Source organism: Clavibacter sp. AC415 (assembly GCF_979252985.1).
This window is the reverse complement of sequence record NZ_CEEDAR010000015.1, coordinates 174,193-199,110: the sequence shown is the minus strand read 5'-3', so window position 1 is coordinate 199,110 and position 24,918 is coordinate 174,193. Positions and strand designations below refer to the sequence as shown.

Below are 24,918 nucleotides of genomic sequence, written 5' to 3'. Positions count from 1 at the left end.
AGCGCACGGCTTCTGGGACGTCGAGTGGCACGGCAACCCGTCCGACGACCCGCGCTGGCGGGACGCCTACCTCGACCGCATCGGCCGCACGGTGGGCCGCGACCGGAACCACCCGTCGATCGTGATGTGGTCCCTCGGCAACGAGTCGGGCACCGGCCGGAACATCGCGGCCATGTCGGCCTGGGTGCGCCGCTCCGACCCGACGCGGCCCGTGCACTACGAGGGCGACCTCACGGGCGAGCACACCGACGTGTACTCGCGCATGTACCCGACGCTCGAGGAGATCGACTCCGTCTGCGGCACCCCGGTCGCGAGCATCCACGAGACGACCGGCGCGACGGGCGCCTCGCAGCGGGCGAAGCCCTTCATCCTCTGCGAGTACGGGCACGCGATGGGCAACGGACCCGGATCCCTCGCCGACTACGAGGACGCGATCGACCGCTGGCCGCGCCTCCACGGCGGCTTCGTCTGGGAGTGGCGCGACCACGGGCTGCGGGCGCGCACGTCCGACGGCCGCCCGTTCCACGCCTACGGCGGCGACTTCGGCGAGCCCGTGCACGACGGCCCGTTCGTGATGGACGGCCTGCTGCTCTCCGACGGCACCCCCACACCGGGCCTCGCGGAGCTGTCCGCGGTGATCGCCCCCGTGCGCGTTCGCGTCGCCGCCGACGGCACCACCGTGCGGGTCGAGAACCGGCGGCACAGCGCGACGACCGAGGACGTCGACCTGGTCTGGATCCTCGACCACGACGGCCGGCAGGCTGCCCGCGGGGTCCTCGAGCACGCCCGCGCTCGACGCCGGGGACGCCGTGACGCTCCGGCTCCCCGAGGAGGCGCGCGCCGCGGGGCACGCGGAGGAGGCGCACCTCACCGTGCAGGTCGTCACGCGTCGCGACGCGCCCTGGGCGGAGGCGGGCCACGTGGTCGCGCGGCACCAGGCCCTCGTGCGCGACCGGCCCACGGTCCGCTCGCGAACCACCGGGGGCTGGCGCGGCGACGCGCTCGGCGTCGGGCGGTTCGATGCGCGCGGCGACCTGGTGCGCTGGCACGGCGTGCCCGTCCGCGGCCCGCGCCTCGAGCTGTGGCGCGCGCCCCACCGAGAACGGACCGGGGCGCCGGCCAGGGCTCCTACGAGCTGGCGGAGCCGGAGCTCACCCGCGGCCGCGGCGCCGAGGAGACGCCGCCGTCGGCGGACCGCTGGCGCGAGCGCGGCCTCCACCGCCTCACCCACCGGCTGCTCGGGGTGGCCCGCACGGCCGACGGCCTCGAGCGGCGGGTGCGGGTGCAGGCGGCGCACAGCGGCGCGGGCGCGGACGTCGCGTTCCGCTGGCGCGCGACCGACCGCGGCCTGCTGCTCGCAACCGAGGTCGTGCCGTTCGGCGTATGGGACTGCACGTGGCCGCGGGTCGGCGTGCGCATCGACCTGCCGCTGGAGCTCGCGGACCATCCGGTCTCCTGGCACGGCACGGGTCCCGGCGAGTCGTACCCGGACAGCCGCTCCGCGGTCCGCGTCGGCCGGTTCTCGTCGAGCGTCGACGGCCTGTCCGTGGAGTACGCGCGCCCGCAGGAGACCGGCCACCGGCCGGAGCTGCGCTCGCTCCTCGTCGGCGACGGGTCCATGACCCCGCTCACCGTGACCACCCTCCCGGACGCGTCCGGCCACCGCGCGGGCTTCCAGCTCAGCCGCTGGACCCCGCAGCGGATCGACGGACGTCGGCCACCCGCACGAGCTGCCCGCGCCCGACGGCCTGCACCTGATCCTCGACGACGCCCAGCACGGCCTCGGCTCGCGCGCCTGCGGCCCCGACGTCCTCCCGCGCCACGCGCTCGGGCCGTCCCTGCGCACGTGGGAGGTGCTTCTGGGGTAGGACGCGCCTCCGGGCACCACGCGACGGCGGAGGTCACCGAGCGGAGGGGAAGCAGATCCCGTCCGCGAACGATGCATTCCTGTCGAGGAGCTCGTCCACGCGGTCGCCGAAGGGGCTCTGCCGGTCGAGTGCTCGCGTGTAGCGCTTGCGAGCGCGATGATCGTGGCGTAGATGGATCCATCGTTCCGGGCGTACGCCCGCTCGTTCCGCAGGTCCTTCCTCTCGGGTGCCGCCACGATGTTCGAGCGTCGGTGCCAGAGCTGCGCGTGATGCGCGCAGGCGTTGCGGAGCACCGCGAGCGCATGGATCGTGGGTTGGAAGCCCGTCCACGGGAGCGACAGGGACTGCGCGGTGAGCCGAGCGGGAGTGGAGTCGCCGAGGTACTGCACCATGCGCGCCAGGACCCCCGAAGCCGACCATCTCGATGGCGACCCAGACGGGGACCGCCGAGAGATCGTCTCCAGTGCGGTCAGCGGTTGACGGTGACTGACGGGCGGCAGCAGCTCCCGCTCGATGCTCGTCACGTGGGAATCCAGGTCGGGGGTTATGCGGAGGTAGCTCTCCGGTCGCAGGTAGAAGGCGTCCGAGCCCGAGGACGCCTGCCGGCCTCATGGGCGAATCGCGACCGGACGCTGAGCTCCACCTCGGTCAGGCCGGAGAGGAGGAGCTTGCGCAGCTCCTCGTCCAGGTCCATCAGCTCGAGGATGTGATGGAGGGAGGTGCCGGGACGAAGTCGTTCCGCGCATCCCGTGGGTCGACCTGGAACTGCCTCGCGTATCCGCTGATGCGGTAGTAGCCGCGATCGTAGAGCGCGCGGTCGGTCTCCTCGTCGGAGGCGAGCTCGAGCCCGCGTGAACGCAGCAGCTCGCGTGGGGCGGCCAGGCTGAGGTGCGGCTTGTCCATGGATCACCTGCTCCCGGCATGGAAAGGCCCCCCTCGTTTCGGGAAGCCGTGGGCTCTAGCCTTGGGGGGCGCTGACTCCTTCAACGTAGCATCCGCGACTCCTCGTCCGCCGATCCTCGGCGCGCGCTGTGCAGGAACCGAGGACGCCGTGGGCGTGGAGGAGGTGCGCATCCGTCGGCGCTAGGGTCGATGCGCGCGCATGGAAATGATCCGTGCGAGAAGGAGCACACCATGAGCACCACCTACCGCGTCGGCTACCTCGTCGGCAGCCTCTCGTCCACCTCCATCAACCGCGCCCTCGCCGCGGCCCTCGAGCGCCTCGGCGCGCAGGCGGGCCTCGAGCTCACCGAGATCCCCATCGCGCCGCTGCCGTTCTACAGCGCCGACATGGACGGCGGCTTCCCCGAGACCGCGAACGCCTTCAAGCAGGCCATCCAGGACGCCGACGCGATCATGCTCGTCACGCCCGAGTACAACCGCTCCGTGCCCGGCGTCCTCAAGAACGCCCTCGACTTCGCGAGCCGCCCCTACGGCGAGAACGCGTTCCAGGGCAAGCCGAGCGCCGTCATAGGCACGTCCATCGGCGCGGTCGGCACGGCCGTCGCGCAGCAGCACCTGCGCAGCATCCTGTCGTTCCTCGCGTCGCCCGAGCTCTCGCAGCCCGAGGCGTACATCCAGAGCACCGAGGGCCTCATCTCGCCCGAGGGCGCCATCTCCGACGCCGGCACGGAGGAGTTCCTCCTGTCGTGGCTGCAGGCGTTCCACGCGCACATCGCCCGGAACACCGCGGCCGTCTCCGCCTAGGCCGAGCGCACGACGGAGGGCCCCGACGGGATCGTCGGGGCCCTCCGTCGTGCGCGGCGCCGGTCAGCCGGCGCGCACCGCGCGTCCCACCGGATCGCCGACGCCCTCCCACTCGCCCGAGTGGTGGTTGTAGCAGACGCTCCCGTCGAGGCCCGCGCGGTCGGGCACGGCCTCGTCGGACACGACCTTGCCGAGGCGCTCCGGATCCGGCGCCGCCAGCGCGAGCAGCTTCGTGTAGTCGTGGTGCGGGTCGAGGATCACCTGGTCGCTCGGCCCCCGCTCCACCACGCGGCCCTTGTAGAGCACGAGGATCTCGTCCGAGAAGTGCCGGGCCGTCGCCAGGTCGTGGGTGATGTAGAGCACGGCGAGGTTGTCCTCGCGCTGCAGCCGGCCCATCAGGTTGAGGACGCCCAGCCGGATGCTCACGTCGAGCATCGACACGGGCTCGTCCGCGATGACCACCTGCGCGCCCGGCGCCAGAGCCCGGGCGATCGCCACGCGCTGCCGCTGCCCGCCGGACAGCTCGTGCGGCCGACGCGCGGCCATGTCCTCCGCCGGGGTCAGGTTCACGCGCTCGAGCATCTCGAGCACCCGCTGGTGCGTCTGCGCCTGGCCGCGCGTGCGCTGGTGCAGCAGGAGCGGCCGGGCGATGTGGTGCTCGACCGAGTGGAACGGGTTGAGCGACGCGAACGGGTCCTGGAACACCATCTGCACGTGCCGCCGGTACAGCGACCCCGACCACGGGCGTGCCGTCGTCGAGCCCCACGTCGATGCGCCCCGAGGTGGGCTTCTCCAGCTTCGCGAGCATGCGGGCGATGGTGGACTTGCCGGATCCGGACTCGCCCACGAGCGCGACCGTGCGGCCGGGCAGGAGGTCGAACGAGACGCGGTCGACGGCGCGGAACGCCTGCCGCCCCACGCCCTTGCGGATCGAGAAGTCCTTCGTCAGGTCGGTCACCGACACGCGGGTCATCGCGCCTCCTCCATGTCCTCGCCGCTGCGGATGAACGCGCCGCGCTCGCCGCTGAGGCTCGGGAACGAGCGCAGCAGCTTCCTCGTGTACTCGTGCCGGGGCGCGCGGTAGATCTCCTCCGCGCTCGACAGCTCGACGATCTCGCCGCGCAGCATGACGGCGATCCGGTCGCTGATCTCCAGCAGCAGCGGGAGGTCGTGGGTGATGAACACGACGGCGAAGTCGAGCTCGTCGCGCAGCCGCACGATCTCGCGCAGGATGTCGCGCTGCACGACCACGTCGAGCGCGGTCGTCGGCTCGTCCATGATCATGATCTGCGGCTCGAGGAGCATCGCCATCGCGATCATCACGCGCTGCCGCATGCCGCCCGAGAGCTCGTGCGGGAACGACGCGAGGCGGGCCGGGTCGACGCTCACGCGCTCGAGCACCTCGGCGCAGCGGGCGCGACGCTCGGCCTTCGACATGCCGGGTCGGTGGGCCCGGAGCGTGTCGTCGAGCTGGGCGCGGACGCTCGTGACGGGGTTGAGGGCGTTCATCGCGCCCTGGAACACCATCGAGAGCTTCGACCAGCGGAAGGCCCGCAGCTCCTCGTCGCCGAGGGCCAGCAGGTCGACGTCCTCGCCGCCGCGGTCGTGGAAGGTCACCGAGCCCGACGCGATGCGGGCCGGCGGCCGGTGCAGGCGGTTGATGGCGTAGGCGAGCGTGGTCTTGCCGCAGCCGGACTCCCCGGCGAGGCCGAGGATCTCCCCGGGTGCGAGCGTGAACGACGCGTGCTTGACGGCGGTGACCGGGTTCTCGGTCTCGTAGACGACCGTGAGGTCCTCGACCGTCAGGACGCTCGACCTCCCGCCGCCGGGGGCGCCGCCCGTGCGGGCGGTGGGGACGGTGGCGGTCATGAGGCGGCCTTCCTGCGCTCGAGGCGGCTGGCGAGGCGTGCGCGCTTGCGGTGCAGGCGCACGTTCTTCAGCTTGGGGTTGATGATCTCGTCGATCGAGAAGTTGATGAGCGAGAGCCCGGTGCCGAACAGGGCGATGAGGAGCCCGGGAGGCCCGAACCACCACCAGGCGCCGAGCGACAGGGCGAACCCGTTCTGCGCGTAGAACAGCATCGTCCCGAGGGTCGAGGAGTTCGACGCCCCGAGGCCGAGGAAGGACAGGCCCGCCTCGCCGAGGATCGCCGCGATGACCGCGAACACGAACTGGCTCGCGAGCACCGGCAGCAGGTTCGGCAGGATCTCCACCGCGATGACGCGCCACGCCCGCTCCCCGGCGACGCGGCTGGCGGCCACGTAGTCGCGGGTGCGGATGGAGAGCGTCTGGGCGCGGAGGACCCGGGCGGAGGCCGCCCAGCCGGTGACCGCGAGGACCACCGCGATGGTCCAGAGGCCCCGGGACTCGCGCGGCACGAAGCCGGAGATGACGATCACGAGCGGGAGGCCGGGGATCACGAGGAAGACGTTGGACAGCAGCGAGAACGCCTCGTCGGCGAAGCCGCCGACGTAGGTGCCGAAGATGCCGAAGAACGCCGAGAGGACGGTGGCGAGCACCCCGACCAGGAGGCCGATCTGCAGCGAGCCGCGCGTGGCGTAGGCCAGCTGCGCGAGCACGTCCTGCCCGGTCTGGGTGGTGCCGAGCAGGTGCTCCCAGCTCGGCGGCTGGAGCCCGGAGTCGCGGATCGTCGTCGGGTCCTGCAGCAGCAGGGGCCCGATGAGGCCGAACAGGGCGATGAGGCCGACGAGCGCGAGGCCCGCGGCGAGCCACGGGGTCATCGTCGGCAGCATGAGGCGCCAGGCGGAGCGCGGCGGCTTCCCGCGCTCGGCCGCCGCGGCGGCGAGGCCCTCGGTCGCCTGGGCGACGTCCGGCTCCGTGGAGGACTGGATGTTGGTCATGTCCGTTCCTTCCCGCCCTAGGCCCGGGCCCGGGTGCGCGGGTCGACGATCCCGTAGAGGAGGTCGACCACGAGGTTCGCGCCGAGCACGGCGAGGGTGATGAACAGGAAGATGCCCTGCATGAGCGCGTAGTCGTTGTTGGTGACCGCGTTGAGGAGCTTCGACCCGATGCCCGGGTACGAGAAGACCTGCTCCGTGACGATGGACCCCGAGACCACGAACCCGAGCGAGATGGCGAAGCCGGCCACCGACGGCAGCACGGCGTTGCGCGCCGCGTAGCTGCGGAGGATCCGGCCCTGCGTGAGCCCCTTGGCCTGCGCGGTGAGCACGTAGTCCTCGCTGAGCGTGGACACCATCATGTTGCGCATGCCGAGCAGCCAGCCGCCGAGGGACGCGATGACGATGGTCGCGGCGGGCAGGATCCCGTACTGCACGGCGGAGGAGATGAACTCCGCGTTCCAGCCCGGGTCGAGCACCACGTCGTAGCCGCCCTGCGAGGGGAACAGCTTCAGCGTCGTCGCGAAGACGTACACGAGGATCAGCGCGAGCCAGAAGTACGGCACCGCGGCGAGCATCGTGGTCGCCGGCACGAGGGAGTCGAGCCAGGTGCCCGGCTTCCAGCCGACGAAGGCGCCGAGCGTGACGCCGATGACCGCCGCGACGATCGTCGACAGCCCCACCAGCACGATGGTCCACGGCAGCGAGCCGCCGATGACCTCCGACACGGGGGCGGGGAAGTAGCTGACCGACACCCCGAGGTCGCCGCGGAACACGTTGACGAGGTAGCTCCCGTACTGCGCGATCAGCGGCTGCGAGGTGTCGCCCCCGAGGAGGAGCTCGTAGGCCCGGCGGGTCTCGGGGGTGATGGTGCCCCCGCGCTGCTGCAGCTTCGCCAGCAGGATGTCGACCGGGTTCCCCGGCAGGAGCCGGGGGATCAGGAAGTTCAGGGTCAGGGCGGCCCAGAGGGCCACCGCGTAGAACCCCGCCTTGCGGACGAAGTACATCACCGCCCGTCCTCCTCTCCGGCGCCCGTCCGGGCCACGCGCTCCTCCTCGGTCATGCGGCTACTCCCCGGCCGGCTTCAGCGCCTTGAAGACCTGCGCGTTGTCCGGCGAGGCCCAGATGGCGGGGAAGGCGTACAGGTCGTCGTCGGTCGGCCAGCCCGTGAAGCCGGCGTCGTTGTACTCGCTCGTCGTGCCGCCGGTCATGATCGGCACGTAGGGCATGACGTCGACGAGCTTGCGCTGGATGATGTCGAACTGCGCCTGGCGGGCCGCGGTGTCGTCCGTGGACGTGGCCGCGAGCACCTCGAGCGCCGCGTCGACCTCGGGGTCGGCGAACCGGGAGAGGTTCGTGGACGCCGGGGTGCCGACCTCGGTGGTGTTCGCCGAGCTGAGGAAGTTGTTGTACAGGTAGTACGGGTCGCTCGAGGGGCCCTGGCCGAGCGAGTCGATGACCAGCTCGTAGTTGCCCTTCGTGCGCTTGTCGGTCCACTCGTTCCAGGAGGACTGCGCGGCGTCGAGCTCGATGCCGGCCGCCTTCATCTGCTGCGACATGGTGTCGATGGCGGTGATGTAGTCGGTCCAGCCGGTGACGACCTCGACCGTGAGGGCCAGGCGCTCGCCGTCCTTCGCGTAGATGCCGTCGGAGCCCTTGGCCCAGCCGGCGGCCTCGAGGGTCGCCGCGGCGCCCTCGGGGTCGGCCTTCATCGGGGCGACCTTCTCCTCGACGTCGGCGGAGATGGTGTCCTCCTGCGTGGGCAGCAGCGCGAAGGTCGGGGAGACCTCGCTCGAGGTGCCCTGGAACGCGAGGGCGTTCATCTGGTCGCGGTCCATCGCCTGGTAGAGCGCGTGGCGCACGGCCGGGTCGGTCTGCGGCCCGGCGCAGCCGAGGTCGGCGTTGGAGCACGTGATGAGCGCCATCTGGTTCTGCCCGATGGTGACGGCCTTGTAGCCGGGGTAGTTCTCCTCGACGTTCGCGATGTCGGGCACCGGGCCCGTCTGCCAGTCGATGGTGCCGGCCGCGAGGGCGTCGGCGCCGGCGGTGTTGCCGGAGAGGGAGAGGTAGCGGATCTGCTTCACCGCGGGCTCGCCGTCCCAGTAGTCGGGGTTGGCGGCGAGGGTGAACGCCTGCGCCTTGAAGTTGCCGAGGGTGAACGCGCCGGTGCCCACGGGCTCCTTCATCACGTCCGTCGCGGGGTCGACGTCCTTCCACTGGTGCTCGGGGACGATCGGCATGCGGCCGAGGACGTTGGGGAGGCTGACGTACGCCGGGTGGTCCCACGTGATGGACACGTGGGTGTCGTCGGTGGCGCTGACCTGGCCGTCGAAGCCGGTCGAGTTGATCGACGGGGTGTCGGCGATCATCTGCAGGGTGAACACCACGTCGTCGGCGGTGAAGTCCTCGCCGTCGGACCACTTGACGCCCTCGCGGAGGGTGACGTCGAGCTGCGTGCCGTCCTCGTTCCAGGCGTAGTCGGTGCCGAGGAGCGGCACCGGGTCCTTCGTGTTGACGTTGGTGATGAAGAACAGCGACTCGTAGATCGAGCCGATGCCGCCGATGGACGACGGCGAGTAGGGGTTGAGGTTCAGCTGGTAGTCGCCGGCCTGGCCGGTGCAGACGACGAGCGTGTCGGCGGCGGACGAGCCGGAGCCCGCCCCGCAGCCGGTGAGGGCGATCGCGGCGGCGGCGGCGAGGGCGACGCCGGCGGCGGCCCTCCTCCGTCGACGGGCGGATCCGGAGGGAGTGAAGAGGGACATCGTCGTTCCTTTCCCGCCTCGAGGCGGACAGTCGGCAGTGACCGGGGAGTGCTCAGAGCGGCCCCGAGGGGCCGGTGCCGGTAATCCTCACTCGATAAATTAAGTGTGTCAAGTATTGTCGGACCACCTCAGCATCACGATGGGGTGACGATGCAGGAGGTCGCCCATGTCCCATCCGTCCGACAGGGCGGCGCGGCTCACGTCGCGCACCGCCGTGCTCGACTGCATCCGCTCGGGCGGCACCGTGAGCCGGGTGGAGCTCACGGCCGCCTCCGGGCTCACCGGCGCGACCATCACGAACGTGGTGCGCGACCTCATCGCCGACGGCCTCGTGGTGGAGGTCGGGCGCGGGGAGTCCCGCGGCGGCACGCCCCGCCGGCTGCTGCGGATCGACGCGTCGGCCCGGGCCATGGTGGGCGTGCAGCTGGACCGCTCGACCTGCGCGGTCGTCGTGGTCGACCTCGCGGGCGCCGTGATCGCGCGGGCCGACCTGCCCGGCGCCTCCACGCGCGCGCCCGCCGACGTGCTGGCCGGCATCGCCGCGGGCGTCGACCGCGTGCTCGCCGAGGCGGCGCTGCCCCGCTCCCGCGTGCTCGGCGTGGGGCTCGCGACGCACGGCCCCCAGGACCGCGACGCCGGCGCGCTCATGACCGACGACCCCACGCCGCTCTGGCGCGGCTTCCCGACCGTCGACGTGCTCGAGTCGCTCGTGGGGCTGCCGGTGCTGCTCGCGAATGACGCCGACGCGGCGGCCGTGGGGGAGAGCGGGTCGGACCACGGCGGCAGCCGGCGCACGCACGGCGTGATCTTCATGGCCGGCGGCATCGGCGGCGGGGTCGTCGTCGACGCCGAGGTCTACCGCGGGGCGTCCGGCAACGGGCTCGAGATCGGCCACGTGTCGCTCGACCCCGCGGGGACGCCGTGCGGCTGCGGCAACCGCGGGTGCGTGGACGGCGTCGCCGGGCCCATGGCCGTGGTCCGCGGCGCCATGGCGGTCCCCCGGCTCCGGACTGGCCTCGGGCTGACCGGCGCCCTCGACGCCACCCAGGTGGAGTTCGACCGCGTCGCCCGCGCCGCGGTCGACGGCGACGCCGAGGCGCTCGGCATCGTCCGGACCGCGGCGGGCTGGCTCGGCCGCGCGGCCGTGACGCTCGCGAACCTGTTCGACCTCGACCGCGTCGTGCTCGCCGGCCCGAGCTTCGAGATCGCGGGCGAGGTGTACCGGGAGGCCGTGCAGGGGGAGCTCGAGCGCTCGGTGTTCACGCGGCGCGTGCGGCCCACCCGGGCGGTGCTCGCCGAACGCCCGCGCGACTCGGCGGCCATCGGCGGCGCGATGCTGCTGCTGCGGCGGGAGCTCGCGCAGCCCGCGCGGGCGGGGGCACGGGCGGGATCCGCCGGGGCGGCGGCGCTCGTGGGCGCCGCCGCGCGGTCGGCGTCGGCGTCCGACGCCGCGGCCGCCTCCGCCTGACGCGGGTCCGCCGTGCGGCGCCCGCCGGTCGACGGTCCGGCCGGAGTCAGCCCGCGCGCGGGGGCGCGGTCGTGCCGCGGGTGACGAGCGTCGCCGCGTCCACGTGCAGGACGGTCCGGCCGCGCCCCGCCACCACATCGAGGAGCGCGCCCGCCGCGGTGCGCCCGAGGTCCTGGATCTCCCGCCGCATCGCCGTCATCGGCGGGTGCGCGAGGCGGCAGAGCGCCGAGTCGTCCCAGGCGAGGAGGGACACGTCACCCGGCACGTCGAGGCCGGCGGCCTGGGCGGCGGCGAGCCCGGCGACCGCCATCACGTCGTTGTCGTAGACGAGCGCGGTGGGGCGGCGGTCCTCGCCGAGCAGGATCCGCGTGAGCTCCGCGCCCGACGCCGCCGCGTAGTCGCCGTGCACCGTCCGGCCGGTGAGGCCCGCCTCCCGGACGGCGGCGTCGAAGGCGCGGTCGCGGGAGCGCGTGTGCCGGAGCTCCGGGCGCCCGCCGACGCGCCCGATCCGGCGGTGCCCGAGCGCTGCCAGGTGGCCGATCGCCGTGCGCATGGGCGCCGAGTCGTCGACGACCACGGTCGTGTGGTGCGCGTCCACGGCGTCGCCGAGCATGACGGCCGGGAGCCCCAGCTCGACCAGGAGCGCGCCGCGCGGATCCGGGTCGACGAGGTCCACCACGAGGACCCCCGCGATGGCCGGGTCCGCGGCCCACCGCCGGTGGATGTCGCGCTCCTCGGCGTCGTCGCGGGCGATCTGCATGAGGACCGTGCGGTCCTCGGCGTCGAGCGCCTCCTCCATGCCGCGGACGAGCTCGCCCCAGAACGGGTCGAGCGAGTGCGAGTGCGGCGGCTGGACGACCACGAGGCCGACGGACGGGCGCTCTGCTCCGGGCGCATCGGGTCCGGGCGGGGCGGGGGCCTCGAGCGCTCCCGCCCCGACGGGCTCCGGGACGGTCGGCGCCGCGAGCGCGGCGGGGTGCGCGGGGGCGGGCATGGTTGCAGTATCGCCCATCGGGCGGGAGGCCCCGGCGGCGCGCACGCGGACGGACAGCCGGGGAGCCCTAGGATCGCAGGGACGAGAGCGGGGTCGGGTGGTCAATCCACGGGTGACGCTGACCACGGCGACCAGCAGGGGCCTCGTCCTCGACCTGGTCCGCAGCCGCGGGCCCATCAGCCGCGTGCAGATCGCCGAGCTGACCGGGCTGACGCAGGCCACCATCTCCAAGATCGTCCGCGCGCTCCTCGCCGACGGCATCGTCGCGGAGACCGGCGAGCGCGAGTACACGGGCGGCAAGCCGCGCGTCATGCTGCAGATCAACCCCACCGCGCGCTTCGCCGTGGGGGTGCAGCTCGGCGCCGACTCGATCACCTACGTCGTCACCGACGTGAACGGGTCGATCGTCGGCCGGACCCGCACGCGCGGCGCCCGGGATGCGCCGCCGGACGACGTGACCGCCGCCATCGGGCGCCGCATCGACGTGCTCCTGCCGGCGCTGGGCCTGGATCCGACGCGCGTCGCGGGCATCGGCCTGGTCGCGCCCGGCCCCCTCGACCTCGCCGCCGGCAGCGTGCTCGACGCCCCCACCCTCCCCGGCTGGAGCGGCTACCCGGTGCGCGGCGCCCTCGCCGACGCGACGGGGCTTCCGGTGCTCCTCGACAACGACGCGACCGCCGCGGCGATCGGCGACTTCTGGGGCGGCGACGTCGCCGACGCGGTGGCGCACTCCACGATCTACATGGGCGCGGGCGTCGGCGCCGGCATCGTGCTCGGGGGCACGGTCTTCCGCGGGTCCAGCTCGAACGCGGGCGAGCTCGGCCAGATGCGCATGCACCGCGGGCAGGCGCCGCGCGGGCCGTCGACGGAGGAGCTGGCGGGACCGGCCGCGGTGGCGGCGCGCGCGCGGCAGGCCGTCGACCAGGGCCGGGAGGCCGGCTTCGCGCTGAGCGCCGACGCGGATCCCTTCGCCGACTTCGCCGCCGTCTCGGCCGCCGCGGTGAAGGGCGACGCGCTCGCCGTGGAGCTCGTCACGGAGTCGGCGGAGCACCTGGCGGACGCCGCCATCGCGCTCGCGAACCTGCTCGACCTCGACTCGCTGTCGCTCGCCGGCCCGTCGTTCGAGACCGCGGGCAGCCTGTACCTGCAGGTGGTCGAGCGCCGGCTCGACGCGGGGTTCTTCGCCCGGTCGCGGCACCGCGTGCGCGTGCAGCTGTCGGCGCACGTGGCCGATGCCGCGGCCGTCGGCGGCGCCGCGCTCGTGCTGCAGCAGGAGCTCTCGCCGCGCACGCTCGGCCTCGTGACGCCCGCGCGGGACTGACGCGGGGGCCCGTCCCGGGACGCGCGCCGACGTGTCGGTTGACATTACTTAAGTCGGGAACGAAACTAGGTCGGTCGCCTGGGACCGGGTCGTCCGGCAGGCGGAGCGCAGTGCCGCGCTGACCCTGGAAGGACCCCATGCCCCACCTGAGCCTCGACGGCCCCTGGACCCTCACCGCCGTCTCCGGAGCCGCGCCCGAGGGGATCCTCGGCCGCGACGTCCCCGCCACCGTGCCCGGATGCGCGCACACCGACCTGCTGGCCGCCGACCTCATCACCGATCCGTTCGACGGCGACGCCGAGGCCGCGCAGCAGTGGATCGGCAGCACCGTCTGGCGCTACGCGCGCACGTTCGACTGGCAGGACGACGGCTCGGAGCGGCACGACCTCGTCGCCGACGGGCTCGACACGCTCGCGACCGTGGTGCTCAACGGCACCGTGGTCGCGCAGACCCGCAACCAGCACCGGTCCTACCGCTTCAGCGTCGGGCACCTCCTGGTCGCCGGCGAGAACCGCATCGAGGTCGTGTTCGACGCGCCCGTGGAGGCTGCCGAGCGCCTCTCCGCGGAGCACGGCGGCGCGCTGCCGCACGTGAACCACCACCCCTACAACGCGCTGCGCAAGAACGCGTCGAACTTCGGCTGGGACTGGGGCATCGACGTCGCGACGAGCGGCATCTGGCGCCCCATCGGGATCCACTCCTGGTCGGGCGCCCGCATCGCCGCGGTGCGCCCGCTCGTCGACGTGTCCGGCGGCACCGGGATCCTCACGACCGCGGTCGAGATCGAGCAGTCGGGCGCGCGCGCCTCGGTGCCCGTCACCGTCCGCGTCTCCCGCGACGGCCGCGAGCTCGCGGCGGCCACCTCGGACGTGCTCGCCTCCGGCAGCGTCGTCGTGGCCGTCCCCGACGCCGCGCTCTGGTGGCCCGTCGGGCACGGCGCCCAGCCGCTGCACCACGTGGAGGTCGAGGTCGCGGGCGACGTCCGCCGCACCCGCGTCGGCTTCCGCACGGTCTCCCTCGACACCACGCCCGACGAGCACGGCAACCGGTTCGAGCTGCGCGTGAACGGCGAGCTCGTGATGATCCGCGGCGCCAACTGGATCCCCGACCACGCCTTCCTCACCGAGATGACGCGCGAGCGCTACGGCCGCCGCATCGACGACGCGCTCGACGCGAACATGAACCTGCTGCGCGTCTGGGGCGGCGGGATCTACGAGTCCGAGGACTTCTACGAGCTGTGCGACGAGCGCGGCGTGCTGGTCTGGCAGGACCTCCTGTTCGCCTGCGCCGCGTACGCGGAGGAGGAGTGGCTGGCCGCGGAGGTCCGCGCGGAGGTGCGCGAGGCCGTCACGCGGCTGTCGCCGCACGCGTCGCTCGTGGTCTGGAACGGCAACAACGAGAACATCGTCGCGTTCGCCGAGTGGGGCTGGCGCCCGCGGCTCGCGGGCCGCACGTGGGGGAACGGCTACTACCGGGAGCTGTTCCCGGCGATCCTCGCGGAGCTCGACCCGAGCCGCGTCTACACGCCCGGCAGCCCCTACTCGTTCGACGACTACCTCCACCCCAACGTCGACACCGACGGCACCGTCCACATCTGGGACGTCTGGAACCAGAAGGACTACACCGCCTACCGCGAGTGGAACCCGCGCTTCGTCGCGGAGTTCGGCTTCCAGGGGCCCGCCGCCTGGACGACGCTCATGAGCACCGTGCACGACGAGCCGCTGGACCCCTACGGCCACGAGATGCTCGTGCACCAGAAGGCCCACGAGGGCAACCTCAAGCTCGAGCGCGGCATGCAGGGCCACCTGCCCGCGCCCGGCGGCATCGACGACTGGCACTTCGCCACGCAGCTCAACCAGGCCCACGCGATCCGGTTCGGCATCGAGCACTTCCGCTCGCTCGCGCCGTACAACACGGGCACGGTCGTCTGGCAGCTGAACGACGACTGGCCCGTGGTCTCCTGGGCGGCCGTCGACTTCGCGGAGCGCCGGAAGCCCCTGTGGCACGCCCTCCGCGACGCGTACCGGCCGCGGCTCGCCACGTTCCAGCCGCGCGACGGCGGCCTCGCCCTCGTCGTGCTCAACGACACGGCCGAGGCGCTCGCGACCGACGTGGAGTTCGCGCGCGTCGACCTCGACGGCGACGTGCGGGCGAGCGCCACCGTGCGCGTGGAGGTGCCGGCCCGCGGATCGGCGTCCTTCCCGGTGCCGGCCGACCTCGCCACGGCGGGCGACGCCGCGCGCGAGCTCCTGGTGGCGACCGCCGCGTCCGGCCTCGACCGGGCGATCCTCGACCTCGCCGAGGTCGTCGACCAGGCGCTCGACGCCGACCCGCTCGTCGCCGCGGTGGAGGAGACCGCGACCGGCTGCCGGATCACCGTCACCGCGACCTCCTACGTGCGCGACCTCACGGTGCTCGCGGACCGCGCGCACCCGTCCGCCGCGGTCGACCGGGGGCTCGTCAGCCTGCTGCCCGGCGAGACGTGCGTGCTCACGCTCACGGGCGACGGGCCGATCGACGCCGACGCCGCCCTGTCGCCGCTCGTGCTGCGGCACGCCAACGGGCTCGTGGCGGCCGCCGCGCACCCGGGCGGATCCGCGGACGACGCCGTGGGCGCGGAGGCCGCGCGGGCCTGACCGCGCGGCCGGACGCCGCCGCGACCGCCGCGACCGCCGCGACCCCTCCGGACGACGAGCGCCCGGCACCCGATCGCCTCGGGTGCCGGGCGCTCCGCGCGTCCCGGGTCAGGCGCCGGGCGCGCGCCGCACCTGCACCTCGACCAGGTCGCGCGTGCGGCCGCCCGCCGCAGCACGCAGGGCGACCTCCACGGTGCCGTCCGCTCCGCCCCCGCGCATCGCGTCGGCGAGGGGGACGTCGAGGACGTCGGCGCCCGCCGCCGGGCCGGGCACGTCGACGCCGCCCACGCGCACGACCTGGTCCGTCGGGCCGGCCGTGCCGTCGACGGCCCGGAAGCGCAGGCGCACGACGGCGGCGCCCTCGGGTGCGCGTAGCCGGTAGGAGAACCAGCCCGTCGCGCTCCGCCAGTGCAGGCCGTCCGCGCCGCCGGCCCGCGTGCCCTCCCCGCGGAACCCGTGGTCGACCTCGGGCTGCTGCTCGCCCGCCGCGACCCGGTCGAGGACGTCCGCATCGGTCCCGGCGGCGTCCATCGCCCGCAGCTCCTCGACGCGCGCCGCGGGATCCGCGCCGGTCGGCCAGACGAGCGTCGTGCGCTCGTCATGGATCCCCGCGAACGGCTCGAGCGCGACCGCCACCCGGCCGCCGTCCCGCCACGCGTCGAGCCGGAAGGAGAGCGCGTCGCGGTCCACCAGCGTCACGGCCGACGCGGGATCGGCGGCGGTCACCACGGGCGTCCGCTCCAGCGGCACCCTCGGCGCGGGCGTCACGTGGCCCATGCGCGTGTCGGCGGCGAGGGAGGTGGCGATGCCGTCGCGGCCGTCGCGCGACGCGAGCGCGACCGGGCCGTAGCGGAACGACGTCCACGCCGATCCGTCGGGCAGCGGCTCCGCGCGCACCTCCATGCCGAGCCGCACGGTCATGACCGTGGTGCCCGACCAGGTCCGGCGGACCACGGCGGCCGCGGCGCCGGGCTCGGGCGCGACCGGGGCCGAGCCCGCCACCTCGACCACCATGGAGGTCGCCCAGCCCGGCCGGCGCAGCCGGAGCTCCAGGTCGACGGGAGCCTGGGCGGTGAGCGTGACCGTGGTCGCGCCGGTGCGCGCCACGTCGCCGTCGATCCTCGCCCGGATCCCGCGCTCGGCCCAGTCCAGCTCGGCCGGCACGTACAGGCCCACCAGCAGGGCGTCGTCGGCGTGCGCGAAGACCTGCTCGCCGGCGCGGGCGTGGTTCTCCATCCCGGTGCCGGCGCAGCACCACATCGACTCCTCCGCGACCGAGTACACGCGGTGGTGCGCGGGGCGGAGCGACGTGAAGTAGACGAGCCCGCCGTGCTCGGGGTGCTGGGTGGAGAGCACGTGGTCGAGCGTGGTGCGCTCCACCTGGTCGAGGATCGCCGCGTCGCCCGTGCGCGCGTACCGGAGCCGCGCGAGCTCGAGCATGTTGCGGCTGTTGCAGGTCTCGGGTCCCTGCTCGTCGAGCACCATGGGCGTGAAGTCGCGCGCCGGGTGGAAGTGCTCGCGCACGCTGTTCCCGCCGATCACCACGCTCCGCCGGTGCACCACCGAGTCCCAGAAGGCGTCGGAGGCGGCGAGCAGCCGGGCGTCGCCGGTCATCGAGCCGAGGCGCTCGACGCCCACGATCTTGGGGATCTGCGTGTTGGCGTGCAGGCCGTCGAGCGGGTCGCTGCCGGCGGCGAGCGGATCCACGAGGGCCCGGTGCACGAACCGCCCCGCCTCCCGCAGCAGGTCGTCGCGTCCCGTGATGTCGGCGAGCGTCGCGAAGGCGTCGCACATGCCGCCGTGCTCGGTCGCGAGCATCCCCTCGAACGCGTCGTCGGAGAGGTGCGCGGAGACCCCGAGCCACCAGTCGGCCATGCCCTCGGCCAGGCGCAGCGCCCGCGCGGATCCGGTGTGCACGTGCGCCTCGAGCAGGCCGGCGAGCGTCTTGTGCAGGTTGTAGAGCGGCACCCACCGGCCCTCGAGGTCGAAGGTGTCGGCGTCGATGCGGCCCGCGGCGATGGCGCGGCCGAACGCGCGCCCGTCGGGGACGCCCCCGAGGAAGCCGTCGCCCGCCGCCTCCTGGCACCGCTCGAGCACGTCGAGCATGTGCTCGAGCCGGGGCAGGAGGCGCGGGTCGCCGGTCGCCGCGTGCAGCTGCGCGAGCGCGGAGAGCACGTGCCCGCCGATGTGCCCGTCGAGGCCGATCGCTTCCCAGCTGCCGTAGGAGGGGACGGGGGAGTCGAGGCCCGCCTCCCGCAGGTAGGGCGCGAGCAGCCGGTCGGGGTCGAGGCGCAGCACGTACTCGACGTCGGTCAGCTGGGCGTGCCGCAGCGGGCCGTCGCCGAGCCGCACGGCGGAGAGGGGGAAGCCGCGGACGGCGGCCGGGTCGAGGCGCGGGGCGGAGGGGGCGACGGTCATCGGGGTCCTCGGGTCGGTCTGCCGCGGGCCGTCGGTCCACGGGGCGGGTCCCGGGCGGCGGTGCCGGGGACGCGATGCCGGACGCGGTCCGGGCGGTCCCGCTGCGGCCAGGTGGCGGCCTTGACGGGCAGTACATCGATGCACATAATCTAGTACAACGATGTAGAAGGCGCCATGGTGGCGCGCGCGGCCGACAGGCCGAGCCCCGCGGGGCCGACACGTCACGGACACGAGGAGCGCGATGAAGCGGACCACGAGGAGGCTGGTCGCCGCGGCGACCCTGGCGATCACGGGCCTCGCGCTCACCGGGTGCTCGTCCGGATCCGGATCCGCGGACGACGGCACCGTCACGCTCTGGATCCGCGACTACGAGAAGGCGCTCGTCGAGCCGCTCGCCGAGGCCTACAACGCCACCCACGAGACGCAGGTGGAGATCACCCTCGTGCCGTCGCCGAGCTACGTGCAGAAGCTCGCGACCTCCATCGCCGGCGGCGACCCGCCGGACGTCGCCGCGCTCGACCTGGTCTTCACGCCCTACTTCGCGCAGGCCGGCGCGCTCGTCGACATCACCGACCGGGTCGACGCGCTCGGCTACGCCGACGACTTCAGCCCCGCGCACGCGTCGGTCTCCTCCTTCGAGGACCGCACCTACGCCGTCCCGTTCACCGGCGACGTCTCCGTGCTCTTCTACAACAAGGGGCTGTTCGCCGAGGCCGGGCTCGACCCGGAGGACCCGCCCACCACGCACGAGGAGATCCGCGCCGCCGCGAAGGCCATCACGGAGCTCGGCGGCAGCACCTACGGCTACTCCATCCCCGGGGCATGCGGCGGCTGCCTCATCTTCGGCTTCACCCCGCTCATCTGGGGCAGCGGCGGCGACGTGCTCTCCGAGGACGGCCGCACCGCCACCCTCGACAGCCCCGAGGTGGCCGACGCGCTCGAGCTCATGCGCGGCATGTGGACCGACGGCAGCATGCCGTCCCTCGCCCGCACCGACGCCGGCCCGAACACCGCGACGGCGTTCCAGCAGGGCACCGTCGGCATGATCGCCGACGGCACCGCCACCATGGGCGCGCTCGTCGCCGGCGGGAAGGTCGACTTCGGCGTCACCCCGCTGCCCGGGAGGGACGGCGGATCCGCGTCCTTCGGCGGCGGCGACACCCTCGCCATCCTCGAGGGCTCGCGGAACGTCGACGCCGCGTGGGAGTTCGTGGAGTGGGCGACGGGCGAGGAGGCGCAGACGATCCTCGCCGAGCAGTCCGTCGTGCCGATCCGCACCGACCTGCTCGACGACGTGTACGTGCCCCAGGACCCGCGCTACCAGGTCTTCGCCGACGCGCTCCGCGTGGGCCACGTGCCCTTCAGCCCGGTCGAGAACGAGCTGTTCAACGACAACAACGGGGTCTGGGTCAACCTGATCTCGCAGTCCGTGTTCGGCGGGGACATCCCGGAGGCGCAGCGCGAGGCCCAGGCCGACGCGCAGCGCATCCTCGACTCCGTCGTCTACGTCGAGGAGGACGAGAAGTGACCGCACCCGTGATCACCCGGCTGGAGGGCGCCGTCGCGTCCCCCGCCCGCACCGCCGTGCGCGACCGCGGCGGCATGGCCCGGCGGCGGCGCCGCACCGGCATGCTCCTCGTGCTGCCCGCCGTCGCGATGCTCGTCACGTTCTTCATCTGGCCGCTGATGCGGACGGTCGCCATGTCGACGTACACGTGGCCGCTCCTCGGCAACCGCGCCTTCACCGGCCTCGCCAACTACGTCGAGGCGTTCCAGGACCAGGCGTTCCTCCGCGCGGTCGGCTTCACGCTCGTCTACACGGCGGTCGTGACCCCGGTGCTGCTCGTCATCGGCTTCGCGCTGGTGCTCCTCATCCAGCGCCGCACCCGCGCGGCCCGCGTGTTCCAGTCGGTGTTCTTCCTGCCGGTCGTGGTGGGCCTCGCCTCCGCGAGCTACCTCTTCCTCTTCATGTGGCAGCCGGTGATCGGGCCGACCATGACGGCCCTCGCGGGCCTCGGGATCGTCGACGTCTCGACCAACATGTTCGGCGGCCCCGTGACCGCGTTCCTCGTGGTCGTGAGCATGGTCGCGTGGAAGTCCGCGGGGCTGCAGATGCTGCTCCTGCTCTCGGGCTTCCAGTCGATCCCGCAGGAGGTGAACGAGGCCGCCGAGGTGGACGGCTCCACCCGCTGGCAGCGCTTCGTCTACATCACGCTCCCGCTGCTGCGGCCGACCCTGGCGCTCGTGCTGGTGTTCAGCGTCGCCGGGTCGCTGCTGGCGTTCGACCAGTTCTACATCATGACCGCGGGCGGGCCGGACAACGGCACGATCACGGCCGTCTACGAGATCTACCGCTCGTCCTTCATCCGGCTCGACCTCGGCTACGGGGCCGCGCTCTCCATCATCCTCATGGTCGTCCTCGGCCTCGTCAGCGCAGCGCAGATGCTGCTCCTCAGGAACTCGGACCACGCATGAGCACCCAGGCCCCCGCCCGTCCCCCGCCTCGCCCGCCGACGCCCCGCGCGGACCGGCGCCCGCCGTCCGCGGCCGGGACGCCCGCGGCCTCGGCGCCGTCCGCGCCTCCATGCCGCGCGTCGCCTGGTACGCCGCGTGCGCCTGCGTGGCGCTGCTGTTCCTCTACCCGCTCGGGATCATGCTCGGCACCGCGCTCACGGCGCCGGACGGCACGGTCGGCCTCGGCAACCTGCAGCGGCTGCTCACGCCCACCGGCGGGCTCGACCTCGTGACGAGCCTCCGCAACAGCGTGTTCGTGTCCCTGCTGGTCACCGCGCTCACGGTCGTGGTGTCGACGCTCGCCGGCTACGCGTTCGCGCGGCTGCCGTTCCGCGGGAGCGACGTGGTGTTCTTCCTGGTGCTGATCACGTTCATGATCCCGTTCCAGGCGATCATCACGCCGCTGTTCCTGACGCTCATCGAGCTCGACCTCGACAACAGCCTCGTGGGCCTCTCGCTGGTGCTCGCCACCTTCAACCTGCCGTTCGGCATCTTCCTCATGCGGAACTCCTTCGCAGCGGTGCCCGCCAGCCTCGAGGAGGCGGCCCTCATCGACGGCAACACGCCGCTCCAGGCGATGCGCCGCGTGATGCTGCCCATCGCGATCCCCGGCGTCGTGTCCACCGCCCTCCTCACCTTCTTCTCGGCGTGGAACGACTTCTTCGCGACGCTCATCCTCATCACCGACCAGAGCCTGTACACGCTGCCGGTGAGCCTCAACATCCTCTCCGCCGGGCAGAACAACACGGTCGACTGGGGCCTGATGCAGACGGGCGTCGCGGTCACGGTGATCCCGTGCGTCGTGCTCTACCTGCTGCTCCAGCGCTACTACGTGGCCGGCCTCATCAGCGGCGCGGTCGAGTCGGCGGGACGCGCCGCCCCCGCGTGCGAGGCTGGGGCGGCGCACCCGACGCCCGCACGGTCGGACGGGCGGCGCCGGTATGCGAGGGGGAGCGGATGGCGGCCACGATGAGCGACGTCGCGCGGGCCGCGGGCGTCTCCGTCAAGACCGTCAGCAACTTCTTCAACGGCTACCCGTACATGCGCGACGGGACCCGCGCGCGCATCGAGGCGGCGGTCGCCGAGCTCGGCTACCGCATGAACGCGTCGGCCCGGAGCCTCCGCTCGGGCCGCTCGCGCATGATCGCGCTCGTCATCCCCGAGCTCGACAGCGCCTACCTCGCGCCCCTCGCGCAGGACGTCATCGACGCCGCCGACGAGCTGGGCCTGTCGGTGCTGGTGGAGACCACCGCCGGCCGGCGCGACCGCGAGATCGGCGCGCTCTCGGGCCTGCACCGGCAGGTGCTCGACGGCGTGATCTACGAGCCGCTGGCCCTGCACCAGGAGGACGTGGGATCCATCGACCCGGGCATGCCGCTCGTGATGATCGGGCAGCGCTTCCTCGAGGGGCTCGCGGACCAGGTGCTCATCGCCGACCGGGACGCCGCGCACGCCGCCGTCGCGCACCTCGTCGCGACCGGGCGGCGCCGCGTCGCCCTCATCGGCGCGCGCGACGCCGGGGAGCCCGCCGGCTCCGCGCTGCGGCTCCGCGGCGCGGAGGAGGCGCTGACCGCCGCCGGCATCGTCCCCGACCCGCGCCTCCGGGCGGATCCCGGCCCCTGGCGCCGCGAGGGCGGCGCCGCCGCGACGGCGCGGCTCCTCGACGAGGGGATCGCGTTCGACGCCGTCTTCGGCTTCAACGACTCGATCGCGCTCGGCGCCCAGTGGATGCTGCAGGAGCGCGGCCTCCGCGTGCCCGAGGACGTGGCGGTCGCGGGACTCGACGACACGGCCGACTCCCGCTTCGCCCAGCCGCCGCTCACCACGGTGTCGCCCGGTCGCCGCGCCATCGCCCGCCGCGCGGTCGCCATGCTCGCCGAGCGCATCGAGCACGGCGCCGAGGCGGGCCCCTTCCGCAGCGAGACGATGGGCTTCGAGCTGATCGTCCGCGGGTCGACCGTGCCGCGCGGCGGCGCGGGCTAGGAGGTCGGCGCCGGGGCGGCGGGCGCCGGGCCGGCCGGTGCGGTCCCGGCCTCCAGGGCCCCCGCGCACCCGCACGACCGGCCGACGACCAGCGTCGGGGTGAACGACGCGTGGTGCGGGGCGCGGTCGGGATCCGGCGCGACGATCCGCGCCACGGCCTCCTCCGCCATCTCGTCGACCGGCTGGCGCACGACCGTCAGCCGCGGCGTCGCGTACTCGGCCTCGTCGGTGCCGTCGAAGGACACGACGGCGACGTCCTCGGGCACGCGGAGGCCGAGCTCCCCGAGCGCCCGCAGGGCGCCGACGGCCTGCATGTCGGAGCTCGCGAACAGGGCGGTCGGGCGGTCGGCGCCGCCGAACAGCCGCAGGGCACCGCGGTAGCCGCCGGCGCGCGTGAAGGGCTCTCGGGCGAGGGGGCCGTCCGGCAGGCCCGCGGCGCGCGTGGCGTCCTGCCAGCCGTGCTCGCGGACCTCGCCCTCGGGCCCTCCGACGATCAGCGCGATCCGCGCGTGGCCGTGCTCCACGAGGTGCGCGACGCCGACCCGGGCGCCCTCGCGGGCGTCGACGCCCACGGTCTCGACGCCCTCGAACGCGTCGAAGGTGTTGAGGAGGACGACCGGGGCGCCGAGGGCGGCGAGGTCGTCGGCGAGGCTGCTGCGCTGGGCCGTGCTGACGATGATCCCGTCCACCTGCCGCGCGGTGAGCGAGCGCATCAGGGTCCGCTCCCGCCGCGGGTCGCTGCCGCTGTCCACGAGCAGCACCGCGTGGCCGCGCCGGGCCGCGGCGCGCTCCACGGCGACCGCCAGCTCCGCGAAGAGGGGGTTGCCGATCTCCGGCACGACGAGGCCGAGCATCTGCGTGCTGCCGGTGCGGAGGGCCCGGGCGCTCGCGTTCGGCCGGTAGCCGAGGACGCGGATCGCCTCGCTGACCCGCGCCGCGGTCGCCGCCGCGACGGGCCGGGGGCCGCCGTTGACGACGTAGCTGACGACCGCCGTGGAGACGCCCGCGTACCGGGCGACATCGGACCGCGTGACCTGGCCGCGGGGGAGGGGGACGGCATGCGCCTCGCTCCTCCCGCCCGGCCGGTCGGCGGGATCCTCAGGGGATCCTATTCCGCGGTGCCCGACGCGGTATCCGACGTGGTGCCCGACGCGGCGTCCGCGGGGGTGGTCGCCGGGATGCTCGCGGCGGTGCTCGCGGGGGCGTCGCCGAAGTCCCGCACGTCGAGGCGCTCGCCGCCCTGGAGGGCGGAGCGGTGCGCGACGATGCCGGGCATCGTGTAGCGCGCCGCGACCCACGCGTTCACGGGCGGGAGCGTGCCGTCGACGACCGCGCGCACGAAGTCGTCCACCAGGAAGTGGTGGCTGCCCTCGTGCCCGCTCGGGACGCCGTGGTACACCGCCGGCAGGCGGTCCTCGTCGTGCACGGGCGCGTAGCCGGAGACGAAGGCCTCCCGCAGCTCGGGCGCGATGTGGGCGAGCGAGGGGTCGTCGAGCGGCATGCTCGGCCGGGTGGTGAGCTCCTCCGAGATGTCGGTCACGTCCTGCTTGTCCTGCCAGACGCTCACGGTCGCGATCTGCTCGAGGCTCGCCTCGGTGCCGAAGTAGCGGAAGCGCGACTCCCGGATCTGCGACGGGTAGCCCACGCGGCGCATCTCGTTGATCCGCATGATGCCCCCGTTGTCCAGCTCGAACAGCGCGGTCGCGTTGGAGAAGTCGTTGCCGAACTGGCTCACCTCGCGGTCGAAGACCCCGTCGCCGCGGTCGTCGCGCACGCCGATGCAGCTGACGCTGACCGCGTGGCCGGGGATGGCGCCCAGCACGCCGCCGATGGAGTGCGTCGGGTAGTGCATGGGCGGGTAGCTGGCCGTGCGCTTCCAGTCGTCGCCGCCGCTGTACTGGTACGCGGCGTAGAAGCCGAGGTCCATGTCGTGGACGTAGTCGCCCTCCGCGTAGAAGATCCGGCCGAACGCGCCCTCGGCGACCTTCTTGCGGGCGAACACGGTGGCGGGGTTGTAGTAGCTCGTCTCGCCCATCATGTAGGTGAGCCCGGTCTCGCGGACGGCCTCGATGATCTCCGCGATCTCCTCCTCGGAGACGGCCATGGGCACGGCGGAGTACACGTGCTTGCCGGCGCGGAGGGCGCGCACGACGAGCGGCCCGTGGGTCCAGCGCTGCGTGAACAGGGCGACGGCGTCGACGTCGGACTCGAGCAGCGCGTCGAACGACGCGACGGCGCCGTCGAGCCCCTCGCGGGCGACGAGCTCCTCCGCGCGCTCGGGCAGGAGGTCCGTGATGAGGACCCGGTCGACGTCGGGGTGGATCCTGAAGAGCTTGGCGAACTGCCCGGCGAACTGCCCGGCGCCGACGATCCCGAGGGAGAGCATGGA

At 73.7% G+C, this 24,918-nt stretch carries 19 protein-coding genes and 4 pseudogenes; 11 read left to right on the top strand and 12 right to left on the bottom strand.

What is annotated here, in order from left to right; genetic code table 11:
- Window positions 1-91: 91 nt before the first annotated feature.
- The 3 pseudogenes from ACZ411_RS07355 to ACZ411_RS07345 form a co-directional block, all read left to right on the top strand.
- Window positions 92-592: pseudogene (locus ACZ411_RS07355) on the top strand (glycoside hydrolase family 2 TIM barrel-domain containing protein); the annotation flags it as partial.
- Between the two features lie 217 nt (window positions 593-809).
- Window positions 810-881, top strand: a pseudogene (locus ACZ411_RS07350) (hypothetical protein); the annotation flags it as partial.
- A 200-nt stretch (window positions 882-1,081) separates the two neighbouring features.
- A pseudogene (locus ACZ411_RS07345) lies at window positions 1,082-1,648 on the top strand (beta-galactosidase small subunit-related protein); the annotation flags it as partial.
- A 764-nt stretch (window positions 1,649-2,412) separates the two neighbouring features.
- On the opposite strand, the gene ACZ411_RS07340 reads toward ACZ411_RS07345, so the two are convergent.
- Both ACZ411_RS07340 and ACZ411_RS07335 read right to left on the bottom strand, forming a co-directional pair.
- Window positions 2,413-2,562 (bottom strand): hypothetical protein, encoded by a 150-nt coding sequence (locus tag ACZ411_RS07340; protein ID WP_464169595.1) that lies wholly within the window; start codon window positions 2,560-2,562, stop codon window positions 2,413-2,415.
- Window positions 2,562-2,771 carry a hypothetical protein gene (locus ACZ411_RS07335; protein WP_464169593.1) on the bottom strand — a complete coding sequence of 70 codons (210 nt, stop codon included), beginning with the start codon at window positions 2,769-2,771 and terminating at the stop codon, window positions 2,562-2,564. The genes ACZ411_RS07340 and ACZ411_RS07335 overlap by 1 nt, the downstream gene beginning before the upstream one ends.
- 231 nt (window positions 2,772-3,002) lie before the next feature.
- Here ACZ411_RS07335 and ACZ411_RS07330 point away from each other — a divergent pair, with 231 nt between their 5' ends.
- Entirely contained in the window at window positions 3,003-3,575 is a 573-nt protein-coding gene (locus ACZ411_RS07330) for an NADPH-dependent FMN reductase (protein ID WP_094114830.1), read from the top strand.
- Window positions 3,576-3,638: 63 nt separating this feature from the next.
- Here the strand turns inward: ACZ411_RS07330 and ACZ411_RS07325 are convergent, their stop codons facing one another.
- From ACZ411_RS07325 to ACZ411_RS07300, 6 genes and pseudogenes are all read right to left on the bottom strand, one after another.
- Entirely contained in the window at window positions 3,639-4,283 is a 645-nt protein-coding gene (locus tag ACZ411_RS07325) for an ATP-binding cassette domain-containing protein (protein WP_464169625.1), read from the bottom strand.
- Between the two features lie 115 nt (window positions 4,284-4,398).
- Window positions 4,399-4,548 (bottom strand): annotated as a pseudogene (locus ACZ411_RS07320) (ABC transporter ATP-binding protein); the annotation flags it as partial.
- Window positions 4,545-5,444, bottom strand: coding sequence for an ABC transporter ATP-binding protein (locus ACZ411_RS07315; RefSeq protein WP_094114832.1), 900 nt, complete (start codon window positions 5,442-5,444; stop codon window positions 4,545-4,547). The pseudogene ACZ411_RS07320 and the gene ACZ411_RS07315, both read right to left, overlap by 4 nt.
- Window positions 5,441-6,436: an ABC transporter permease gene (locus ACZ411_RS07310; RefSeq protein ID WP_094114833.1), complete on the bottom strand. Its 996-nt coding sequence runs from the start codon at window positions 6,434-6,436 to the stop codon at window positions 5,441-5,443. The genes ACZ411_RS07315 and ACZ411_RS07310 overlap by 4 nt, the downstream gene beginning before the upstream one ends.
- A 17-nt stretch (window positions 6,437-6,453) precedes the next feature.
- Window positions 6,454-7,440 carry an ABC transporter permease gene (locus ACZ411_RS07305; RefSeq protein WP_374953174.1) on the bottom strand — a complete coding sequence of 329 codons (987 nt, stop codon included), beginning with the start codon at window positions 7,438-7,440 and terminating at the stop codon, window positions 6,454-6,456.
- A gap of 60 nt (window positions 7,441-7,500) precedes the next feature.
- Window positions 7,501-9,195, bottom strand: coding sequence for an ABC transporter substrate-binding protein (locus ACZ411_RS07300; RefSeq protein ID WP_464169589.1), 1,695 nt, complete (start codon window positions 9,193-9,195; stop codon window positions 7,501-7,503).
- Between the two features lie 166 nt (window positions 9,196-9,361).
- On the opposite strand from ACZ411_RS07300, the gene ACZ411_RS07295 reads away from it, so the two are divergent.
- Window positions 9,362-10,663 (top strand): ROK family protein, encoded by a 1,302-nt coding sequence (locus ACZ411_RS07295; protein ID WP_104344842.1) that lies wholly within the window; start codon window positions 9,362-9,364, stop codon window positions 10,661-10,663.
- A 46-nt stretch (window positions 10,664-10,709) separates the two neighbouring features.
- Here the strand turns inward: ACZ411_RS07295 and ACZ411_RS07290 are convergent, their stop codons facing one another.
- Window positions 10,710-11,657, bottom strand: coding sequence for a LacI family DNA-binding transcriptional regulator (locus tag ACZ411_RS07290; protein WP_464169586.1), 948 nt, complete (start codon window positions 11,655-11,657; stop codon window positions 10,710-10,712).
- Between the two features lie 112 nt (window positions 11,658-11,769).
- On the opposite strand from ACZ411_RS07290, the gene ACZ411_RS07285 reads away from it, so the two are divergent.
- Together ACZ411_RS07285 and ACZ411_RS07280 are read left to right on the top strand one after the other, a co-directional pair.
- Window positions 11,770-12,978 carry an ROK family transcriptional regulator gene (locus ACZ411_RS07285; protein WP_258070403.1) on the top strand — a complete coding sequence of 403 codons (1,209 nt, stop codon included), beginning with the start codon at window positions 11,770-11,772 and terminating at the stop codon, window positions 12,976-12,978.
- 137 nt (window positions 12,979-13,115) lie between these two features.
- Window positions 13,116-15,614, top strand: coding sequence for a glycoside hydrolase family 2 protein (locus tag ACZ411_RS07280; protein ID WP_464169583.1), 2,499 nt, complete (start codon window positions 13,116-13,118; stop codon window positions 15,612-15,614).
- Window positions 15,615-15,722: 108 nt separating this feature from the next.
- Here the strand turns inward: ACZ411_RS07280 and ACZ411_RS07275 are convergent, their stop codons facing one another.
- Window positions 15,723-18,032, bottom strand: coding sequence for a beta-L-arabinofuranosidase domain-containing protein (locus tag ACZ411_RS07275; protein ID WP_464169581.1), 2,310 nt, complete (start codon window positions 18,030-18,032; stop codon window positions 15,723-15,725).
- A gap of 241 nt (window positions 18,033-18,273) precedes the next feature.
- Between ACZ411_RS07275 and ACZ411_RS07270 the strand changes: the two genes are divergently transcribed.
- The 4 genes from ACZ411_RS07270 to ACZ411_RS07255 all read left to right on the top strand — a co-directional run bounded on the left by ACZ411_RS07270 (window position 18,274) and on the right by ACZ411_RS07255 (window position 22,529).
- A complete protein-coding gene (locus ACZ411_RS07270) occupies window positions 18,274-19,560 on the top strand; it encodes an ABC transporter substrate-binding protein (RefSeq protein WP_464169579.1) in 1,287 nt (428 codons plus the stop codon).
- Window positions 19,557-20,507 carry a carbohydrate ABC transporter permease gene (locus ACZ411_RS07265; protein ID WP_258070402.1) on the top strand — a complete coding sequence of 317 codons (951 nt, stop codon included), beginning with the start codon at window positions 19,557-19,559 and terminating at the stop codon, window positions 20,505-20,507. Before ACZ411_RS07270 ends, ACZ411_RS07265 begins: the two co-directional genes overlap by 4 nt.
- Before the next feature lie 109 nt (window positions 20,508-20,616).
- Window positions 20,617-21,519: a carbohydrate ABC transporter permease gene (locus ACZ411_RS07260; protein ID WP_464169576.1), complete on the top strand. Its 903-nt coding sequence runs from the start codon at window positions 20,617-20,619 to the stop codon at window positions 21,517-21,519.
- On the top strand, window positions 21,516-22,529 hold the full coding sequence (locus tag ACZ411_RS07255) for a LacI family DNA-binding transcriptional regulator (RefSeq protein ID WP_464169574.1): 1,014 nt from the start codon (window positions 21,516-21,518) through the stop codon (window positions 22,527-22,529). The genes ACZ411_RS07260 and ACZ411_RS07255 overlap by 4 nt, the downstream gene beginning before the upstream one ends.
- Here ACZ411_RS07255 and ACZ411_RS07250 read toward each other — a convergent pair.
- A complete protein-coding gene (locus ACZ411_RS07250) occupies window positions 22,526-23,641 on the bottom strand; it encodes a LacI family DNA-binding transcriptional regulator (RefSeq protein WP_464169622.1) in 1,116 nt (371 codons plus the stop codon). The genes ACZ411_RS07255 and ACZ411_RS07250 overlap by 4 nt on opposite strands.
- Window positions 23,638-24,915 carry a Gfo/Idh/MocA family protein gene (locus tag ACZ411_RS07245; protein WP_464169572.1) on the bottom strand — a complete coding sequence of 426 codons (1,278 nt, stop codon included), beginning with the start codon at window positions 24,913-24,915 and terminating at the stop codon, window positions 23,638-23,640. Before ACZ411_RS07245 ends, ACZ411_RS07250 begins: the two co-directional genes overlap by 4 nt.
- Window positions 24,916-24,918: the final 3 nt, after the last annotated feature.

Excerpts from the sequence above, each read along its gene's own strand:
- ACZ411_RS07295 (WP_104344842.1), top strand. The coding sequence starts at position 9,362 with ATGTCCCATCCGTCCGACAGGGCGGCGCGGCTCACGTCGCGCACCGCC.
- ACZ411_RS07275 (WP_464169581.1), bottom strand. The coding sequence starts at position 18,032 with ATGACCGTCGCCCCCTCCGCCCCGCGCCTCGACCCGGCCGCCGTCCGC.
- ACZ411_RS07310 (WP_094114833.1), bottom strand. The coding sequence starts at position 6,436 with ATGACCAACATCCAGTCCTCCACGGAGCCGGACGTCGCCCAGGCGACC.
- ACZ411_RS07290 (WP_464169586.1), bottom strand. The coding sequence starts at position 11,657 with ATGCCCGCCCCCGCGCACCCCGCCGCGCTCGCGGCGCCGACCGTCCCG.
- ACZ411_RS07300 (WP_464169589.1), bottom strand. The coding sequence starts at position 9,195 with ATGTCCCTCTTCACTCCCTCCGGATCCGCCCGTCGACGGAGGAGGGCC.
- ACZ411_RS07335 (WP_464169593.1), bottom strand. The coding sequence starts at position 2,771 with ATGGACAAGCCGCACCTCAGCCTGGCCGCCCCACGCGAGCTGCTGCGT.
- ACZ411_RS07325 (WP_464169625.1), bottom strand. The coding sequence starts at position 4,283 with ATGGTGTTCCAGGACCCGTTCGCGTCGCTCAACCCGTTCCACTCGGTC.
- ACZ411_RS07270 (WP_464169579.1), top strand. The coding sequence starts at position 18,274 with ATGAAGCGGACCACGAGGAGGCTGGTCGCCGCGGCGACCCTGGCGATC.
- ACZ411_RS07260 (WP_464169576.1), top strand. The coding sequence starts at position 20,617 with ATGCCGCGCGTCGCCTGGTACGCCGCGTGCGCCTGCGTGGCGCTGCTG.
- ACZ411_RS07280 (WP_464169583.1), top strand. The coding sequence starts at position 13,116 with ATGCCCCACCTGAGCCTCGACGGCCCCTGGACCCTCACCGCCGTCTCC.
- ACZ411_RS07305 (WP_374953174.1), bottom strand. The coding sequence starts at position 7,440 with ATGTACTTCGTCCGCAAGGCGGGGTTCTACGCGGTGGCCCTCTGGGCC.
- ACZ411_RS07340 (WP_464169595.1), bottom strand. The coding sequence starts at position 2,562 with ATGGACCTGGACGAGGAGCTGCGCAAGCTCCTCCTCTCCGGCCTGACC.
- ACZ411_RS07315 (WP_094114832.1), bottom strand. The coding sequence starts at position 5,444 with ATGACCGCCACCGTCCCCACCGCCCGCACGGGCGGCGCCCCCGGCGGC.
- ACZ411_RS07330 (WP_094114830.1), top strand. The coding sequence starts at position 3,003 with ATGAGCACCACCTACCGCGTCGGCTACCTCGTCGGCAGCCTCTCGTCC.
- ACZ411_RS07255 (WP_464169574.1), top strand. The coding sequence starts at position 21,516 with ATGAGCGACGTCGCGCGGGCCGCGGGCGTCTCCGTCAAGACCGTCAGC.
- ACZ411_RS07245 (WP_464169572.1), bottom strand. The coding sequence starts at position 24,915 with ATGCTCTCCCTCGGGATCGTCGGCGCCGGGCAGTTCGCCGGGCAGTTC.